Here is a 14,169-nt window from a genome sequence, read left to right on the forward strand (position 1 = left end):
CGCGCCTCGGGGGATTTTTTTTTGCATGCAGGAAAAGGCGGCAAGGCACTCTTCAGCGTGATGGATCAGCCGCTAACCCCAGCAGCACTTTGTGCTGCATCGCCGGCTGAAGCCAGCTCCCACAATGTAGAGGCAGGTCAATCCATAATGCCTACAAAACATGGCTGGAATTTACTATTTACGCTTTTTTGCGTCAGGCAGCTATCCTGATATGGGTGGTTATGACGCACTGTTGTCTTTAGAATGATATGGCACGTTGATGGAAGGGTAATCTGCGCTTTATCTCAGGAGGAGAAACAACATGAATGGACAATGGATCAAGAAATTATCAGCGGCGGTATTGATGGCTCTGCTCGCGGGCGGTTTGGCTGCCTGTGATAACCAGGGGCCTGCTGAAGAGGCAGGTGAAAGTATTGATGATAGTATTGGAAGCGCCGGCGAAAGCATTGAAAGCGCGGGTGAGAGTATCGAAGAGGCTGCTGAAAACTAATTCACTATGTTGATTTAAACGGTTGATTAGGTTGCCCTGTGGAAAGAAAAACGGCCGCTAAAAGCGGCCGTTTGAAGGTATAGCTCCGCGTTTTAAGCGCCAGGGTTTTGCTCAATACCTTGCACATACCAGGGCGCTTGGTCGCGCATTGCACGGGTTAAGTGCCACGACTCGTTGAACTCGGTCTGCTCTCCATTCTCCTCTATAACGCCATGAAAGATCACGCTTGCCTCAGCATGCCCTTCGTATTCGTTAATATCCCCCAATTCGGCAAATAAACGTACGATGTCGGTACGGTTATTGGCAGGATGCTGAGCACGCTCGGAGCGTAGCAGGTTATAGAGCTCGGGAGTGACATACTCCTGAATCTGGCTAAAGTCGTTATTGTCCCAGGCGCGCTGCAGCGTCATAAAATGCTCTTTAGCACCGTTTAAAAACGGCTCTTTATCAAACCAGGTCGGCGTGCTTTGCAGGTTGCTTGCCAGGCTACCAGGCACAGCGCCTACTGAGCCAGCAGCAGGCGCTGATGGTACGTGCTGTGTGCGTTGGTAGTTGGGTTCGGAAGCATGCGCTGGACGTCGCTGGCGAATAAACGCACGGAAAGCGATCATCGCAAGCACTGCGATACCGACCACCATGAGCAGGTCCATCATTCTTAGCTCATCAAAGGCACCGCCGAAAAAGAGTGCGGCAATTAGCCCACCAGCCAGAAGACCGCCCATCATACCGCCCATTCCGCCTCTACGTGCTGCCGCACCCGCTTGGCCCTGTTGCTGGCCACCTTGCGCTTGTTGTGTACTGGGAGTGCTGGCCGGGCGGTCCGCAGAACGGGACATGCTGCCCATATTGCCACCACCCCCCATACGACGCGCTTCCGCATGCTCCACCGCAACGCTAAACCCCATAACGCTGACCAGCAGCATGACAAACAATTGTCGTAACATGGCAATCTCCAATGTTCAAAGCCTTAAGAAAATAAGCCCAATGTAATGAGCGTGTAGAAAGCGTTGGGCAGCTAGTTTAGCGCCTCAGCTGTCAGAATGGGCTATCTTAATGGCACTAATAAGCATAAAGAATAAGAGGAAGGTATGCGCCTACAACGAGATCGTAGCCTATTGTTAATGATCGACTTTCAAGCAGGATTACTGCCGGTGGTTGAAGGCGGTTTGCAGGTAATAGAGGAGGCCGCCTGGCTTGCAAACGTAGCAGAAGCCTTGGCAGTGCCTGCATGGCTTACCGAACAATACCCTGAAAAACTCGGGGGAACAGCGCCTGGTTTGATAAGGGAGTTGGGTGAGCATCAGGTTTGGCAAAAACATCATTTCAACGCCATGGAAGAGCCAAAATTTGCCCGAGCATTAAAGGCCCAGTCGGTGCAACAAGTCGTGATCTGTGGCACAGAAGCACACATCTGTGTGTTGCAGAGCGCGCTTGGCTTGCTGGAAGCTGGATATAGTGTGTACTGGCTAAGTGAAGCGACAGCCAGCCGACGTTGTGAGGAAGCTCGCTTTGCGCGTGAGCGTGCTTGTGCTCAAGGCGCCATTGCGGTGACGGCGGATATGGTGGCTTACGAGTGGCTTGATCGCTGTGATACCGCGCTATTTAAAGAGGTGCATCGCCGGTTGCTTAAGCCGCGCTCCTCACGCGGCGTAACTTTTTTTTAGCAAAAGGGGGAAACGTTTATCGGTCGGCTTCTTTGCGTGTGAACACCAGCGTATCGCCCTCAGAAGCCGCTGCATCAAATTGGTAGCCTGCCACGTTAAATGCTGTAAGCGCTTCAGGGTCATTCACCTGCTGATGAATAATCCAAGCGCTCATCAAGCCTCGAGCCTTTTTGGCATAAAAGCTGATGATTTTAAACGTGCCGTTTTTCTCATCTTTAAACACCGGCGTGATGACGCGGGCGTTCAGCTTTTTGGCATCTACCGCTTTAAAGTACTCATTAGAAGCAAGATTCACCAGAACCTTTGAGCCGCTTTCTGTAATAGCCTGATCAAGGGCGTTGGTCAGTGTAGGCTTCCAGTACGCGTATAAATCCTTACCCGCCTGATTAGACAGTTTGGTGCCCATCTCCAGTCGGTACGCCTGGATTAGATCCAGTGGGCGCAGTAAGCCATACAGGCCTGACAAAATACGCAAGTGCTGCTGGGCAAACCGGTTATCCGCATCGCTGAATGTTTGCGCCTCCAGGCCAGTATAAACATCGCCTTGGAATGCTTGAGCGGCAGGTTTGGCATTCTCTAGTGAAAACGGCGGCTCCCATTCAGCAAAGCGTGCTGCATTAAGGCCAGCAAGCTTGTCGCTGATGCCCATCAGCTCACTGATCTGCTGAGGTGAATAATCACGCAGGATATCGATCAGCGCTTGGCTTTCCGTTAGAAAACCGGGCTGTGTCACCTGGTGAGTGGTGGAGGGCGTTTCAAAATCCAGCGTTTTCGCTGGCGAAATAACGCTTAGCAAGGTGAGCTCCTTCGGCCGATGCAAAACCAGATAAGAACAAAATCATGGCCGATAGTATATCAAGCCTCGGCGTTGGCCGAGGCTATCGCTTTAATAGCGTGTGTATCAATGCTTAGGGGCAGGGGTTTGGCATCCGGCGATGAATATCCTCAATCGCGCTAAGCACATCGTCGTCCAGCTTAAGGCTCTCACTGGCCAGGTTGCTTTCCAACTGGTCCAGTGTGGTGGCACCAATAATATTGCTGGTAAGGAAGCTGCGTGAATTAATAAACGCCAGTGCCATTTGTGCGGGGTCAAGGTCATGTTCGCGGGCCAGCTCAACGTAGGCCTTTGTCGCCGCCTCCGCCTCTGGTGAGGTGTAGCGCTTAAAACGCTCATAAAGCGTCAGGCGGCCTTTTTCGGGCCATGCGCCATTAAGATACTTGCCAGAAAGAACGCCAAAGGCCAAGGGAGAATAAGCCAGCAAGCCTACGTCTTCGCGATGAGCAATCTCCGCCAGGCCCACTTCAAACGAGCGATTAAGCAGGTTGTAAGGATTTTGTATGGAGGCCACTCGCGGTAGATCCATTTTTTCGGCCAATTGAAGCGAGCGCATGACGCCCCACGGGGTTTCATTGGAGAGGCCGATCGATCTGACCTTGCCAGCATCCACCAGCTCCTTGAGTGCAGAAAGTGTCTCTTCAAGCGGCGTGGCATCTTCATTCTCCTGATGCGCGTAGCCCAGCTTGCCGAAAAAGTTGGTGTTGCGGTCTGGCCAATGCAGCTGATAAAGATCGACATAGTCCGTTTGTAAGCGCTCAAGGCTTGCGTCGATGGCTTGGTGAATATGGTCACGCGTTAAGCGTGGGCCACCTCGGATATGCTCAGGCCCGGGGCCTACCGCCTTGGTGGCGATAATAACGTCATCGCGGTCGCCACGCTGTTTCAGCCAGCTGCCCACATAGGTTTCCGTTAATCCTTGCGTTTCGGCTTTGGGCGGTACGGGGTACATCTCAGCTGTATCGATAAAATTGATACCGAAAGCGACGGCGCGATCCAGCTGTTCGTGAGCTTCTGCCTCACTGTTTTGCTCGCCAAACGTCATCGTACCAAGGCAGAGCCGACTGACCTCAATTCCCGTTCTGCCAAGTGGGCGCGTTTGCATTTTTGTCTCCTCGCTAAAGCGAAAATTATCGCCGAATGGGCGTTTGTAAAGGTGATGAATGACGGTGTGTGAGAGGCATGTTAGCGAGGCTATTTGAAAGCAGCAAATCAATGGGGTTGAGTCGTTGCAAAGGCAGGCGTATGCTTGCCACCCCATTGGCCGGCTGACCCCGGTTTTTCGTGTGATTGGCAGTCAAATGATGTAGTGACCGCTAATTCAATATCTCAACAAATTGGCAGGGTGGTTTGCCATGCCGCAGGCATCATCTTTGTTTATTCGGCTAGAGTTTCGTTTAGCTGAACGGCTGTTTCAAAACCGTTGGTTGTTACCGCGTTCAGAGCGCACACAGCGTCTTACCATGCGTTTGTTCAAGCGCTGCGCTGAAGCGGGGCATCCTGATGCACTGTCCGTTTACGGGCATATGCTGTTTCATCGTAGCTTATCGCCGCAGGACAAAGCGCGGGGGGCACGCTATGTGGTGGAAGCCGCTCAAGCGGGTGATGTGAAGTCGCAGTACCAGGTGGCCCAGATCTACGAGCACGGCTGCGCGCAGTACCCGCGCCGTGAAGATTATGCAGTAACGTGGTATGCCCGTGCGGCGCAGTCCGGTCACTATTTGGCTGCTGAGCGGCTGGCCAGCGCCTATCGTTTGGGTGAGCTAGGCTTAAGCATAGATGCGAGCCAGGCTACCTACTGGGAACAGTTCGCTGAACATCATCCGCACAACGATGTGACCGCCGCGTAATGATTGAATGAGGAAGTCAGTGTCCGAGACGCTACCCACTGTATTAGATATTGAAGCGTCCGGATTTGGGCGTGGTAGTTATCCCATAGAAGTCGGCATTGCACGTGCTGACGGTAGCTGCTGCGCGTTTCTTATTCAGCCACTGGATGAGTGGACGCACTGGGACCCTAAAGCAGAGCTCTTGCACGGTATTTCGCGTGATCGCTTGTACCAGGAAGGGCACCCTGTTCGTCAGGTGGCCCAATGGCTCAACGATGAGTTAAGCGGGTTAGGCAAAGCGTACAGCGACAGCTGGGGCTACGATAATACCTGGCTTTCGCTGTTGTTCCACCATGCCGGCATGCTGCCTCGCTTCCGCCTGGAGGCGCTGCGCATTTTGTTGAGCGAAGAGCAGCAAGCGATATGGAGCGGTACCAAAGAGGCCATGATTACCGAGGTCGATATCCATCGTCACCGAGCGGGAGACGATGCCCGTCTGCTCCAGCTCACCTATCAGCGCACCCGCAACGTTATCCACGGCGCGTAGCGCGCTTGCCATGTCTGCCTTGCTCACCTCTACCTAAGCTGGCTCTCCAGCGCGTCAAGTAGCGCCTCTGGTGTTACCGCGTCCAGCAGCATATCGCGTGTCGTTTGAGCTAGAAAACCCTGCGTCACGGTGTTGTCGAGAAATGCCAGTAGTGGTGTATAAAACCCCTCGGTATCCAGTAGGCCCATGGGCTTCTCATGCAGGCCTAAATAGCCCCAGGTCCAAATCTCAAACAGCTCCTCAAAGGTACCGATACCGCCAGGCATGGCAATAAACGCATCGGCGTTAGCGGCCATGGTGGCTTTGCGTTCATGCATGTTGGGCACGCGGATCAGCTCGGTGAGTCCAAAGTGCGCCTGCTCGCGCTCTACCAGATGGTCCGGCATAACGCCTATCACGTTGCCGCCTGCCGCCAGCGACGCATTAGCAAGCTCGCCCATTAGGCCAATACGCGCGCCGCCGTATACCAGGGTGTGCCCCCGCTCTGCCAGCACAGTACCTAATGCCTGGGCCGCTTGACGATAAGTCGGGCTGTTACCTTCTCGTGAGCCGAGATAAACGCAAATTCGGGACATTAATTGGGTTCCTTAACGCTTATGAGAGAAGCGGTGTTATGGAAGGTGCTGGTCTACCTGGTAGTGCTCATCCATCCACTGACCAATCACATTATCGCCACATAAATGATGGGCATACTGAGTGTGCAGGCAGCGTATCTGTTGCCAGTTGCTGATACCGCCAATGCCACGCTCGGTCAACACATCGGTGTATCCCAGCCGTGCAACCTCTGTGCACTGGGCGTCGCTCATATAATCCCAGCGGGCTTTTACATAGTCACGATGGCTTTGCTGATAATGCGCTAGAAATTCTGGCTCTTCTTGCAGGCGCTGCTCAAGTGATTTGATAACCCCCACCGCTTCAATGCGTGAAATTTCTACCTTTAGTACATCAGAACAGAGCCAGTACAGGGTAGGAAAGGGTTTGCTATCAACAATCGGCGCCATACGCAGCACCAGCGGTGTGCCTTCGCTATCAGTGGCGGCAACGGCTTCGATGCCACGTGGTGCGCGGCCTAACTGCTGGGTAATAATCGCCAGCTGACGCTCATCGGGCGCCTGGTTGGTGCGGATCACCATTAGGTTGGTCTCTCACGAACGGTCGTCTTGAACAAATTTATTGGAGCGGCCAACAGCACGAAAAAAGCAGCGATTCAACTGCTCAGGAGACGCTACATAGCACCATGTCCGCTCGCAATACTCGGCGGCCCGCGCCATTAGTACGTCATAAAGGCGGTTAAACGGGGCATCATAATCGTAAGGGTCAGCCCCAAACAAGCGGATATGCGGATAGTCTGCAAAGCGCTCAATAAAATAGCGCTCAATATCCGCTTCGACAGCGCGATGCTGCGCGGTATTGTCAGGGTCCAGCCAGAGATTATAGCGAATGGCCATGCTGTGCTCCTGGTCGCCCCGTCCGGCGGGTTGGTGCGTTAGGCGGGCGCATCTTGTAAGTGAGTCGACAAGGCGTCGCGCAGCGTGCCCTCAATAGGTACGGCGCATTTAGCCTGGTGATCGTACTGTACCATCACCGTGTGGCCGAGATTGGCGAGCGTGCCATGTTGGCGTGCTTCCTGAGTGACGGTAAATGAGCTATTGCCCAGCCGCGTTAAGTAGGTGCGTAATTCGACGTCATGGCCGTAAAACAGTTCTGCACGGTAGTCGATTTCCATCCGCGCCATTATCAAACGCCACTGCTTCGGGTTCAGGTCAGGTGTAAAAAGCTTGAATAGGTCGTTGCGGGCCAGCTCAAGCCAGGCGGGTAGGCGCGTATTGTTAATATGGCCCAGCGCATCCGTATCGTAAAACGCCGGCTCAATCGTACGGGTAAACATGGCAATCACCTTATCGTTGGCAGGAGTTGTAAATTCAGGCAAGCGTTCGGTCAAGCCGTTTGCCTGTTGCCTTCGCGTCGCTTGGAAAACCAGCGCTGGACTTGTAGCCAGCCCAGCAGCCATAGCGTTGCTACCAAAAAACCGGCCAGCGTGCCCCAGGCAAGCCCCAACGTTTCATACGTATAAGAGACACACAGGGCGTAACTTAACAGCGAGCCCAGCCCCACGGGGTAGTGTTTGATAACGGTCGCGGTAGGCGCGGGGCCTTGGGTTATATGCAAAATTAGCAGGAAAGGCAGCATGGTGACGGGGAAAGCCGCCAACGTGCCTGCCCAGGCAGGCGGTACCCAATGGGCAAGGCTTGTGATGGCAAAGACAATAAGCGTCGCCAGCAAGGCGCGAATACATAAAGCACCCCATGAGAAAGACTGACGTGCAGTGGCCAGACTGTCGGGTATTCGCCGGAAAATCCACGTAAAAAATACGATAGCGCAAAGCGTCACCAGCGTACCCGTCAAGCGAGTAAAATCGAACTGGGCAAGCACCAGGCTTGCCATAAGCCATAGAGTGATCGCGCCTGCCATTCCGCTAGCAACACCCTTCAAGCCGGGTTTACGGCCGCAAAGCCAGTAACCCGCGCCAAGTGCCATGGTCGCGGTAAAGCCCGCGAGTGTATGAATGGCACTTTCAGCGGAAAACGTTGGGGATATCTCCAGACCAATAAAGAACAGTGCCAGCGCGGTACCCAAAGGGTAGCCTGATAAAAGCCCTGCCACTTTGGGACTCACACGTACAGCAATCGCCCCCAGTCCCAGCACCATCGTGACTGACACCGCTACTTTGGCTAATTGCCAGCTAATCGGAACGTCCAGCATCAATGACTATCCTTATAATTGATTAAACATTTTTCTTCGTTTGTCAGCCAGTATATCCGCGCGCGGCACACCAGGCCGCGCTATCGAAAACGTTAACGTTTTTTTATACTAAACGTAGTCCCTGCTGATCGCGCCAGGCCGCCTCCAAAGCACTTTTTAGTGGTACTTGAAGGTGGGCTGGAAGCGCAGAGTGCGCGGCCTCTAACGTGTTAAACGTGCGGTTGCGCAGCCAGCAGTAAGCCCAGGCACTGGCTTCAGCCTCGCTTTGAGGTGTTGGCTTGGCAGGCATTTGGTTGAGCAGAAAAACCGCTGTGCGGGGTGCCCACAGCGGAATGTCATCCTCACGTGTTTGGCTCCAGTGTTTAAGCATTGCCCCATCGGGCGTCGTGTCCGGCGTGCCCAGTTTGGCAACCCGTGCGGTTTCCGCCAGTATGAGCGCTAACTGGTCAGCATCGGCCTGACCAAGCGCTTGCCATTGCCGCAATAGCGCTGATAATCCTGTGCGTACCTTGGTATAAAAATCATCTTGCGGCATGCTCGTTACCAACCTTCGTCAATAAGTGAGATCTGTTATGGCTTTTGATTTTGCCACGCCTATCGAGCGACGCCACCCCGAAGGTGGCTACTCATCCCAAAAATGGCATCGCTATAACGGTGAAGTACTGCCTCTATGGGTTGCCGACATGGATTTTTATTCGCCGCCCGCGGTGATTGAGGCGCTACAAGCACGGGTCGCTCATGGTGTTTACGGCTACGGAGAAGTGCCTGCTACGTTAACAGAAACGCTCTGCACATGGAGCGCTACGCACTATGACTGGACGATCCAGCCCGACTGGCAGCACTGGCTGCCGGGTGTCGTGGCCGCGCTCCACTTCGCCACGCTGGCGTTAACCCAGCCAGGCGATGGCGTGCTAACGGTAGCGCCTATTTATCCACCGTTTTTAGCCGTCGCTGAGCGTACCGGGCGTTTGCCCCAGCAGGCCATGCTGGCCGCGCCTAAACGCCCAGGCGAGCCATGGCAGTTGGATATTAGCGCGATTGAAGCCGCCATCACGCCCAAAACACGCATATTACTCTGGTGCCATCCGCATAATCCGACCGGGCGGGTTTGGAGCCGTGAAGAGCTGGCGCCATTGGTGAAACTGGCTGAGCAGTACGATCTATGGGTTGTCTCTGACGAACTACACTGCGACCTACTGTTGGATAAAGATGCTCAGCATCGCCCGTTAGCGGCTATGTTTCCTGAACTAGCCAAACGCACGATTACCCTTTGGGCGCCCTCTAAAACCTTTAACCTGGCGGGGTTAAGCAGCGCATGTGCGATCATCCCTGACCCCGAAGTGCACCAGCGGTTTGCCGCTGCCTGCAAGGGCCTGTTGCCCGATGTTAACGTGCTGGGATTAGTGGCGGCAGAAGCGGCGTATCGCGAGGGTGAACCGTGGCGTCAAGCGCTGCTGGATGTGCTGCGTCAGCACCGCGCCACGCTTGAAGCACGCGTTGCCAACTGGCCGGGTGTGCATCTAAGCGCACCGGAGGCAACCTATTTGGCTTGGCTTGATATGAGGGAAGCGGGGCTGGGAGAAACGCCTTACCAAACGCTCAAGGAGCAGGCCGGTGTGGCGCTTTCAGACGGGGCAGCGTTTGGCTACCCCGGCTTTGTTCGACTAAATTTTGGTACTACGGGTGCTCAATTGGAAGCAGCATTAACGCGCATGGATGCGCTATTGAAGCCTTAGCCATTAATAAAGCAGCGCAAACAGCTTGCGGCGATAGGCGACCGTCAACGGGTGGTCGGCGCCTAGCGCATCAAACACCTGCAACAGCGTTTTACGTGCCGCGTCGTCGTTGTAGGTACGGTCGTGCTTCATTAGCGTAAGCAGTGCTTCAAGCCCTGCATCGTATTGACCATCGGCCACTTGGCGCAGGGCGCGCTGGAACTGCGCTTCGCTATCGTCGCGCTCATCCAAGGCCGCAATGTCTTCTGCAGAAAGCGCTTGTTCACTGAACGTAATGCTGGCGCGTACGCCACGTGCTGCGGGGCCATCGCGCTCTTCGGGGGGGAGATTTTCCAGCACGCTGCGCGCCTCATCTCCGCGCCCTTCAGCCACTAATACGCGGGCAAACGCCACTTGGTAGGCGTAGTGTTCCGGGTATTGCGTCACCAGGTCCTGGTAAATGCCGTGGGCTGTTACGGTGTCGCCTTGCTCAAGCGCCGCCTCGGCCTGCTCTTCAGGGCTTTCTGGTGCATCGGCTGGGGCAGGGAAGTAGCGGCCTAACCATTCACGCACCTCTTTCTCGGGCAGTGCGCCCTGAAAATTATCCACAAGGCCGCCCTGGCTCACCAGTTTAACGTCCGGTACCGCCCGCACACCCAACTGTGCAGAAATTTCCGGGTTAGCGTCTGTATTTAGCTTACCAAGCAGGAAGGTGCCCGCGTATTCGAGCGCCAGCTTCTCCAGTACCGTCAGCAGTGTGGCGCAGCTACTATCGGCTGGTGAGTAGCAGCCCAGTAGTACTGGCACTTGCATTGACGCTTCCAGCACTTGCTGAATGTTGCTCGCATCAAGTTCGACGATCACATCTTCAGGGCGCACTGGCGCACGTTCGGTGTCAGCAGTATTCGTGCTTGCGGTATCCGCTGTCAGCGGTTTGCCGGTGCGAGGATCAATGATTGACATGGGTAAGCTCAGCTTCGCAGAAAAATAATTGCTTATGATATGCAGGCAGTCACCGCCATATTCAAGCCGGAACGATGCTAATCATGTAAATCTGAAGAGAAGGCTAGGCCAAGAGGAAAAATATAGGAGCAAGCACTGCTCTAAAGGAGTCTATTAGCACTTTATATCGACAGCTCTTGAGAGTGGCTTCGACGAGACGGTGACGCCAATGCGTGCAGCGCGCGATAGCATCACCATTTAGCCTCGTAAGCGCTATCGTTAGCCTTGCTGCATTTGTTTTCCTAGCCAACTAGCGATGAGGGGTAGCATCGCTACGATCAAGAAAACACGCAGTACATGGTGGGCTGCCACCATGGCGGGATCTATGGACAACGCAAGCGCTACGACGCCAAGTTCCGGCGCCCCCCCAGGTAAATAGGATAAGAACAAAGGCGTGTTGTCCAACCCTATAATGGGCGCAAACAACAGGGCTGCAACGAAGGAGCCAAAGGTAAGGAGTACACCGATCACCGCCGCTAGCCAACCATCTTTTAAAATTTGTGGAAGGGAGTAATTCGCGAATCGCGCTCCTACTCCTGCGCCAATGACAATCTGTGCTGCGCTGGAAAGCAAGGGAGGGACATGCACCGTTAAAAGATCAGTCGCGTGCAGTAATCCCGAGCTGAGTAATGGAATCAATAGCATCGCTGAGGGAAAGTTTAATCGCCAGGCTAGCCAGCCGCTGGCTATCGCCACCAGGGCCAGGATTCCATGGTTAATAGGATCGATTGCTTCCGCGTGAGTGAAGCTTGCAAGACTAGCGTCAGCGAGGTTAATACCGGATGTCGCCTGGATGATGATGGGCGCTGCAATTAGCAATACCACTAAGCGCGCGGTATGACAAAGGGCTACGCGGCTGACTTCGGCTCGGTAATTCTCTGCCAAAACTGAAACGACTGAGAGTCCTCCGGGTATGGCGGCGAACAAAGCAGTTACTCTATCCATTTTCCCGAAGCGATAGAATATTTGATAGGCAATGAAACAAAATGCCAGCGATAACACACTCATGACAATCAGGCTTATGGTCCAGTCCCCGGCTTGTCGTACGATTTCTGGGGTAAAACTGGTTCCTAGCATCGTGCCGATAGCGACCATAGCGTAACTGCGCCAAGGGTTTGGAAAACGAGGCTGAAAAGACGTCGTCTGAGTGCACAAGAGTGATGCCGTTAGGCTGCCCAGTACCCATGGCAACGGTAGAGAGAGTGCAAAAAAAGCGAGTCCGCCTAACGTGCCGATGCCAAAGGTAATGCCTCCCCGAAGTTGAGGAGGCATTTGTTTAATTAGATTCATGGCTAGCGCGGCGGGAGCGGAAGGCTTTTAATGCGGGGGCTCCAATTAAAACAAGCAGCATTATGATGAAAAGAGCAAGAGCAATGGGCCGCTCCATCATATATTCAAAAGGTCGGCCACCGGACACCTGTAAGGTGCGCACGACTTCTCCTTCCATCATGCGGCCAAGCAGTAAACCGATGACTGTTGCCGCGACGGGATAGTTGTTTTGTCGCATGAGCCAGCCAAGTCCTGCAAATGCGGCAACTGTTAGCGGCCCAGCGATAGTGCCGGTTATGCCATAGCCGCCCCAGGCACACATTGCTAATACACTGGGCACTAGGTAAGCCAAGGGAACGCGCACCACCATGCCCAGTAAGCGCAGGCTAAGTAATCCCAGAAATGCGAGAAGTACTACTTGGCCCAGATTGCCGAGAATAATCGAATAGACGATATCGGTCTGGTCTCTTATAAACGATGGCCCACCAATAATGTTGTGAAAAGAGAATGCGGCCAGAAGCACTGCAGTCGCAGCCCCACCAGGAATGCCAAGCGCTAATAGCGCCGTCATTGAGCCTCCCTCCGAGCTGGAGTTCGCGGACTCGGCTGCCACGACACCCTCGGGTGCTCCTTGGCCGAACGCTTCAGGCGTTTTCGACGTTCGTTTGGCCTCACCATAAGAGACCAGATTAGCTACCGATGAGCCCACGCCTGGGATGGCGCCGATCACTGCGCCGATGAGGCTACCTCGTAGTAAGATGCCGGGATGGCGAAATGTCTGCCCAACGCCTTTGAGAATAAGCGCAAAAGATATATTACGTTGAGCCTCATTTTGTACCAGAAATGAGCTTCCTCTCAGGCGTAACAACTCAGAAGCGGCGAAGATGCCGATCATGGCGGGTACTACTGGGATGCCATCAAGGAGGTAGGGGTTGCCTATCGTCGTGCGCATAATACCCGTCGTGGACATACCAATTTGACTGAGCATGAGCCCCAGGAAGCCAGCCAGCAGGCCCTTGGCCATACTGCTATCGTTGAGTGTCGCGATGAGGGTTAATCCCCACAGCACCACCACGACCATTTCCAGCGGGCCTATCTTAAGTACAAAAGCAGCCAGTGGATTGATTAACAACATCAGCAGGCTATAACCCACGAAAGCGCCCACAACTGAAGCGCACAGGCCCAGGCCCAAGGCTTCATTGTGTTGTCCCTTTCGCGCCATAGGGTATCCGTCAAATGCCGTCGCAATTGACGAGGATGACCCCGGGATGTTCATAAGAATAGCGGTTACCCCGCCACCGTAGGCACCGCCAGTAAATATGGCGGTTAAAAACAGCATGGCTTGAAGAAAATCCATACCAAAGGTTACGGGCAAGAAAACGGCCATGGCCATGGAAATTTGCAGCCCGGGAATCGACCCAAAAACGAGACCGATTAATAAGCCCGGAATAACCCAAAGCCAAGGGCTTAGATCAGTAAAAAGATGGGAAAACGCCTGAGATAATGCGAATTGATCAATCATGTTAAAGCACTAGTGTGGTCATTGGGTAAGGGAAGAGAGAGCCAAAGCCCTTGACGAGAAAAACAGTAAACAAAAGTGCGTACAAAGGCGGTTGCCATTTACCTTTACTCCCACACATAAGAATGCCAACCCAGACGAAAACAAAAGTAGCAACATCGAAGCCGACATTGGTTAACGCAAAGCAGAAGACGGCAAATCCTGCGAGAAGCAGTATGTCGCCCCATAACGATGGTTTATCCGTACTGCTGGATGAGGGAGCTGGAACTGGCTTCAGCAAGATTTTAGCGACAATCCCAATGGACAGAAGGCCGATGATTATCGCGGTGGGGGCCACTACCACCAGATTGTTCAGCGTTGTGGAAGCCTGAGTAGCACTCCAGGTAATAAAGCCCGCTATAGCCAGTACAAGGCCTAACAAAAAGGCATGTGTTGCAGAAATCTTTCCTGTCACCATTTTATAGCGCCTCCACATTGAAATAATAATGGGACCAAGCGTAAGTTGGTCCCGTGACGATTAAGCGAAAAGCATTAGT

General features: G+C 53.8%; 19 protein-coding genes. 6 read left to right on the forward strand and 13 right to left on the reverse strand.

All coding sequences use genetic code 11. From position 1 onward, the window contains the following. Both ACT3T6_RS01885 and ACT3T6_RS01890 read left to right on the forward strand, forming a co-directional pair. Positions 1–210: hypothetical protein (locus ACT3T6_RS01885; protein ID WP_444625936.1), on the forward strand; the 210-nt coding region annotated here is incomplete at its 5' end. Between the two features lie 91 nt (positions 211–301). Next, entirely contained in the window at positions 302–490 is a 189-nt protein-coding gene (locus tag ACT3T6_RS01890; RefSeq protein WP_193055153.1) for a hypothetical protein, read from the forward strand. Positions 491–582: 92 nt separating this feature from the next. Here ACT3T6_RS01890 and ACT3T6_RS01895 read toward each other — a convergent pair whose 3' ends face one another. After that, complete coding sequence (locus tag ACT3T6_RS01895; protein ID WP_172119062.1) at positions 583–1,434, reverse strand: Tim44 domain-containing protein; 852 nt, start codon at positions 1,432–1,434, stop codon at positions 583–585. Between the two features lie 144 nt (positions 1,435–1,578). Between ACT3T6_RS01895 and ACT3T6_RS01900 the strand changes: the two genes are divergently transcribed. After that, positions 1,579–2,154: an isochorismatase family protein gene (locus tag ACT3T6_RS01900; protein WP_193055154.1), complete on the forward strand. Its 576-nt coding sequence runs from the start codon at positions 1,579–1,581 to the stop codon at positions 2,152–2,154. Positions 2,155–2,170: 16 nt separating this feature from the next. On the opposite strand, the gene yaaA is transcribed toward ACT3T6_RS01900, so the two are convergent. Together yaaA and ACT3T6_RS01910 are read right to left on the reverse strand one after the other, a co-directional pair. Beyond that, the gene (gene yaaA / locus ACT3T6_RS01905) at positions 2,171–2,950 is read right to left on the reverse strand and encodes a peroxide stress protein YaaA (protein WP_172119060.1); all 780 of its coding nucleotides are present in this window, start codon (positions 2,948–2,950) and stop codon (positions 2,171–2,173) included. A 112-nt stretch (positions 2,951–3,062) separates the two neighbouring features. Next, positions 3,063–4,094: an NADP(H)-dependent aldo-keto reductase gene (locus ACT3T6_RS01910; protein WP_193055155.1), complete on the reverse strand. Its 1,032-nt coding sequence runs from the start codon at positions 4,092–4,094 to the stop codon at positions 3,063–3,065. Between the two features lie 250 nt (positions 4,095–4,344). On the opposite strand from ACT3T6_RS01910, the gene ACT3T6_RS01915 reads away from it, so the two are divergent. Next, on the forward strand, positions 4,345–4,839 hold the full coding sequence (locus ACT3T6_RS01915) for a tetratricopeptide repeat protein (RefSeq protein WP_193055156.1): 495 nt from the start codon (positions 4,345–4,347) through the stop codon (positions 4,837–4,839). A 19-nt stretch (positions 4,840–4,858) separates the two neighbouring features. Then, positions 4,859–5,365: a hypothetical protein gene (locus tag ACT3T6_RS01920; RefSeq protein WP_193055157.1), complete on the forward strand. Its 507-nt coding sequence runs from the start codon at positions 4,859–4,861 to the stop codon at positions 5,363–5,365. Between the two features lie 29 nt (positions 5,366–5,394). Here the strand turns inward: ACT3T6_RS01920 and ACT3T6_RS01925 are convergent, their stop codons facing one another. The 6 genes from ACT3T6_RS01925 to ACT3T6_RS01950 form a co-directional block, all read right to left on the reverse strand. Next, positions 5,395–5,940 (reverse strand): LOG family protein, encoded by a 546-nt coding sequence (locus ACT3T6_RS01925; protein ID WP_193055158.1) that lies wholly within the window; start codon positions 5,938–5,940, stop codon positions 5,395–5,397. Positions 5,941–5,976: 36 nt separating this feature from the next. Next, positions 5,977–6,498, reverse strand: a complete 522-nt coding sequence (locus ACT3T6_RS01930; RefSeq protein ID WP_193055159.1) for a DUF501 domain-containing protein — start codon at positions 6,496–6,498, stop codon at positions 5,977–5,979. Between the two features lie 12 nt (positions 6,499–6,510). Next, positions 6,511–6,813: a hypothetical protein gene (locus ACT3T6_RS01935; protein ID WP_193055160.1), complete on the reverse strand. Its 303-nt coding sequence runs from the start codon at positions 6,811–6,813 to the stop codon at positions 6,511–6,513. Between the two features lie 38 nt (positions 6,814–6,851). After that, the gene (locus ACT3T6_RS01940; RefSeq protein ID WP_193055412.1) at positions 6,852–7,253 is read right to left on the reverse strand and encodes an acyl-CoA thioesterase; all 402 of its coding nucleotides are present in this window, start codon (positions 7,251–7,253) and stop codon (positions 6,852–6,854) included. Positions 7,254–7,303: 50 nt separating this feature from the next. Next, a complete protein-coding gene (locus ACT3T6_RS01945) occupies positions 7,304–8,128 on the reverse strand; it encodes a hypothetical protein (protein ID WP_193055161.1) in 825 nt (274 codons plus the stop codon). Between the two features lie 103 nt (positions 8,129–8,231). Continuing rightward, positions 8,232–8,663, reverse strand: coding sequence for a hypothetical protein (locus tag ACT3T6_RS01950; RefSeq protein WP_193055162.1), 432 nt, complete (start codon positions 8,661–8,663; stop codon positions 8,232–8,234). A 37-nt stretch (positions 8,664–8,700) separates the two neighbouring features. Here ACT3T6_RS01950 and ACT3T6_RS01955 point away from each other — a divergent pair, with 37 nt between their 5' ends. Further along, positions 8,701–9,864 carry a MalY/PatB family protein gene (locus ACT3T6_RS01955; protein ID WP_193055163.1) on the forward strand — a complete coding sequence of 388 codons (1,164 nt, stop codon included), beginning with the start codon at positions 8,701–8,703 and terminating at the stop codon, positions 9,862–9,864. A 3-nt stretch (positions 9,865–9,867) separates the two neighbouring features. Here the strand turns inward: ACT3T6_RS01955 and ACT3T6_RS01960 are convergent, their stop codons facing one another. The 4 genes from ACT3T6_RS01960 to ACT3T6_RS01975 form a co-directional block, all read right to left on the reverse strand. After that, positions 9,868–10,806, reverse strand: a complete 939-nt coding sequence (locus ACT3T6_RS01960; RefSeq protein ID WP_193055164.1) for a co-chaperone YbbN — start codon at positions 10,804–10,806, stop codon at positions 9,868–9,870. A 258-nt stretch (positions 10,807–11,064) separates the two neighbouring features. Further along, positions 11,065–12,135 (reverse strand): AbrB family transcriptional regulator, encoded by a 1,071-nt coding sequence (locus tag ACT3T6_RS01965; RefSeq protein WP_319022158.1) that lies wholly within the window; start codon positions 12,133–12,135, stop codon positions 11,065–11,067. Next, a complete protein-coding gene (locus ACT3T6_RS01970; protein ID WP_193055165.1) occupies positions 12,122–13,636 on the reverse strand; it encodes a tripartite tricarboxylate transporter permease in 1,515 nt (504 codons plus the stop codon). The genes ACT3T6_RS01965 and ACT3T6_RS01970 overlap by 14 nt, the downstream gene beginning before the upstream one ends. A 1-nt stretch (position 13,637) precedes the next feature. Then, a complete protein-coding gene (locus ACT3T6_RS01975; RefSeq protein WP_226912029.1) occupies positions 13,638–14,090 on the reverse strand; it encodes a tripartite tricarboxylate transporter TctB family protein in 453 nt (150 codons plus the stop codon). Between the last annotated feature and the right edge of the window lie 79 nt (positions 14,091–14,169).

It is taken from the genome of Halomonas sp. 72, from assembly GCF_052379785.1.
GTDB classification, from domain to species: Bacteria; Pseudomonadota; Gammaproteobacteria; order Pseudomonadales; family Halomonadaceae; genus Vreelandella; species Vreelandella citrativorans.